Raw genomic sequence first — 2,991 nt, 5'->3', positions numbered from 1 at the left:
TCTTCCCTGCCCTTCACACCCAGGCAGAAGAAGTACCCCAGTGCCAGCACCACCAATACAGAGCTGACCTGCCGCAGCCCCGTCACATCGGGAGCCTTTCCGTTGCAGCACAGCCCCCGCCGCCGTTTGTCCAGGGCCAGCCAGGACAGACAGATGGACCCCAGCAGGGTACTGAGAAAAAGCAGAGATTTGTCAGCCGTTTTGATCTGTTCCTGTAACGCCTTACTTTGCATAAAAAGCCCCCCTCTCACCAGTTTATCGGTAAAAGGGGGGCTTTGTGACGCTTACACGCCGGGATTCTGGGTAAAGTGGATGGTGTAGGACAGCTCCTCGTTCTCGTTGCCGGAGGCGTCCTTCAGAGCGCCGGCGGCCAGATCGAACTGGAAGGTACCCTCCACATACTTGTTGCCGTTGTGGTTGGTAACGGTGATGTGGAGCTTGGTGGGATCGGCCTCGTCAATGACGAAGGTACCGAACTCATGGCCGTCAATGGTGATGTGCTGGGTCTGATCCCCGGCAACCACCGCCTCGCTGAGGGTGACGGTGAGGCTGGTGAACTCCTGGCCCTCGTCAAAGTTGACGGTAGCGCCGTCCTCCACCACCTGATCGTCAATGGCGAAGCTCACCACGGTGGGAGCGGTGGTGTCCAGGGGCACGGACACGTCGGAGACCGTCATCTCCTCGTCCACAAAGTACATGGAACCAAACTGGTTGCCCGCCTTGTCCTTCACGGAGAAGTAGAAGGTCATGGGGCTGCCGTCGGCGGCCTGACGCAGCAGGGCGGTGGCCACGGGATTCAGCGTGATCTCCCACTTCTGCTCGCCCTGGGTGTCGGTGTACACGCTGGTGTAGCCCAGGCCGCTCTCCTCATCCAGGAACTCATAGCTCTTGGCCTCCACGGTGAACTCGGGGAAGCTGGCCTCCAGGCTGTGGTCGATCTCCAGATAGGCCAGCTCGCCGTCGTCGGACACAGGCACGGTGAGGGTCAGGGTGTCGTCGTCGCCCAGCAGGGTGACGTTCTCCTTCTCCAGCACGGGGGCGGTGATGTCGGCCCCGGCCTCCTGCTCAAAGGCCACGGTCCAGACGTAGTAGGGGGTGCGGCCCTCGTCGTCCTTCAGGGCCACATGGCGGCGGGCGGTGAGGTAGCCGGCGCTGTTGCCCTCGGCGTCGTAGATGGCCTTGTTGTAGCGCATACCGTCGCCCAGCTTGGCGCTGTTGAAGTCGAAGGTCCAGACAAACTCGGTCTCGTTGTCCACATACAGGTTGGTGATCTGCACGTCGCCGGAGATGGCGTAGCCCGCGGCCTGGAGGGCCTCGTTGTTCACCACGTCACCCTCGGGAGTGGAGGAGCTGCCGATCTTGGTCAGCACATCCTCCTCCATGGTGTACAGGGCCTGGTCAAACTGAATGGTGACCTTGCCCTCCTCTTCGGAAACCCGGGTCACGGCAGGGCCGGCCTGGACAGGAGGCACCTGGCCGCCGTCGCCGTCACCATCGCCGTCGGAGCCGCCGGAACCGGAACCGCCGCCGCTGCCGCCGGAACCACCGGAGCCGCCGGAACCACCGGAGCCGGAACCGCCGCCATTGCTGCCGCCATTGTTATTGTCGCCGCCCACCTGGTTGCCTTCGCTGTCGGTAGGCTGGTCCACGCCGTCGGTCACCTCCAGGCTGCCGGGCAGCTTGCCGTCCAGCACCACGCCGTCGGCGTTGACGGCGGCCTTGCCGATGGTGCCCTGGTTGTCCACCTGGGCGGCGGCGTTGAGGGACAGTTCCTCCACGGAAGCGTCCTTCTCCACCGCCAGCTGGGCCTCGGCGTTGACGCTCAGGTAGTCGGCGGAAGTGCTGCCGGAGAGGGTCAGCTCCACCGGAGCGTCCACCTTCACGGTGGCGGCGGTCAGGTCCTGGGCGGTGATCTTGGCCCCGGCGCTGCCGGGAGCCACCACCAGACCGGCGGCCTGGCCGGACACCTCAACCTGGGCGCCGCTGCGGGCAGCGGAACCGGTGTTGATCACCACAAAGCGGCCCTCGTCCTCCGCCTCCACGTCGGCAGAGCGGGTAATGTAATCGCTGACAGCCTTGTCCAGCAGAGCCATGGTGGACGCCCGGTCAATGTTGGCCTTGGGCGCCAGGTGGGAACCGTCCTCCACGCCGGACAGGATGCCCAGCTCCGCCAGAGGAGCCAGATAGCCGGCGGCCCAGCCGGCGGCGTCGGTGCCGTCCACAAACTGGCCCAGGCTGGGTTCCTTCTCCTCCCGGATACCCATGGCCCGTGCAAACATCACCATGGTCTCCTGGCGGGAAATGGTCTGGGTGGCGTTGCAGTTGGTGCCGTCACCCTCCATAATACCGGCGGCGGTACACTTCAGAATGGCGTCGGCGTACCACTCATCCCCCTTCAGGTCGGCGTAGCGGTTGGGCGCCTTCTCGCTCAGGCCCAGCAGGCGGACAAAAATGGTGGCCAGCTCGCCCCGGGTCAGGTTAGCGGCAGGACGGAACATGCCCTGGTCGTCCCCCTCCACCAGGCCGGCCTCCAGCCAGCGGTGAATGGAGTCGGCCGCCCAGCTCTGGTTCACATCAGGCAGGCTGGTCTCCTTGGCGGCAGCCAGGGCGGGCGTGCCCATGGACAGTCCCATGGACAGGGACAGCAGCAGGGCCAGCGGTTTCTTTGCTTGCATGTGTAAATTCCTCCAAGTTACAATTATTGATAAAATATGGCGCATTTGCTCTGCAAAAATTCCATACTGGTTTGGTATTATACCATGTCATGTTCCAGTGTCAAGGAACCGGGGCAGGCCAAATGTTTCCACCCTTGCAAGCATAACAAAGGACCCGTCCCGGCATGACTGCCGGAACGGGTCCTGAGGAAAAGAGGAGAAGAACGCGAAGTTATACAAAGCAGCGAATCAGGTTGTACACGCTGATGCCGGTGATGACCAGCAGCAGCCAGAAGAACAACTTGTCCACGGCCTTGTTGTCCATACGGCGGCTGAA

General features: G+C 63.1%; 1 protein-coding gene and 1 pseudogene. Both read right to left on the bottom strand.

The annotated features are described in order from the left end of the window. A pseudogene (locus Q0K43_RS10820) lies at nucleotides 1-233 on the bottom strand (hypothetical protein); the annotation flags it as partial. Nucleotides 234-284: 51 nt separating this feature from the next. Continuing rightward, nucleotides 285-2,675 (bottom strand): S-layer homology domain-containing protein, encoded by a 2,391-nt coding sequence (locus Q0K43_RS10815; RefSeq protein WP_297290535.1) that lies wholly within the window; start codon nucleotides 2,673-2,675, stop codon nucleotides 285-287. Between the last annotated feature and the right edge of the window lie 316 nt (nucleotides 2,676-2,991).

The organism is uncultured Flavonifractor sp., assembly GCF_944383115.1.
Classification (GTDB): Bacteria; Bacillota; Clostridia; order Oscillospirales; family Oscillospiraceae; genus Flavonifractor.
This window is presented reverse-complemented; position numbering and strand designations above follow the sequence as displayed.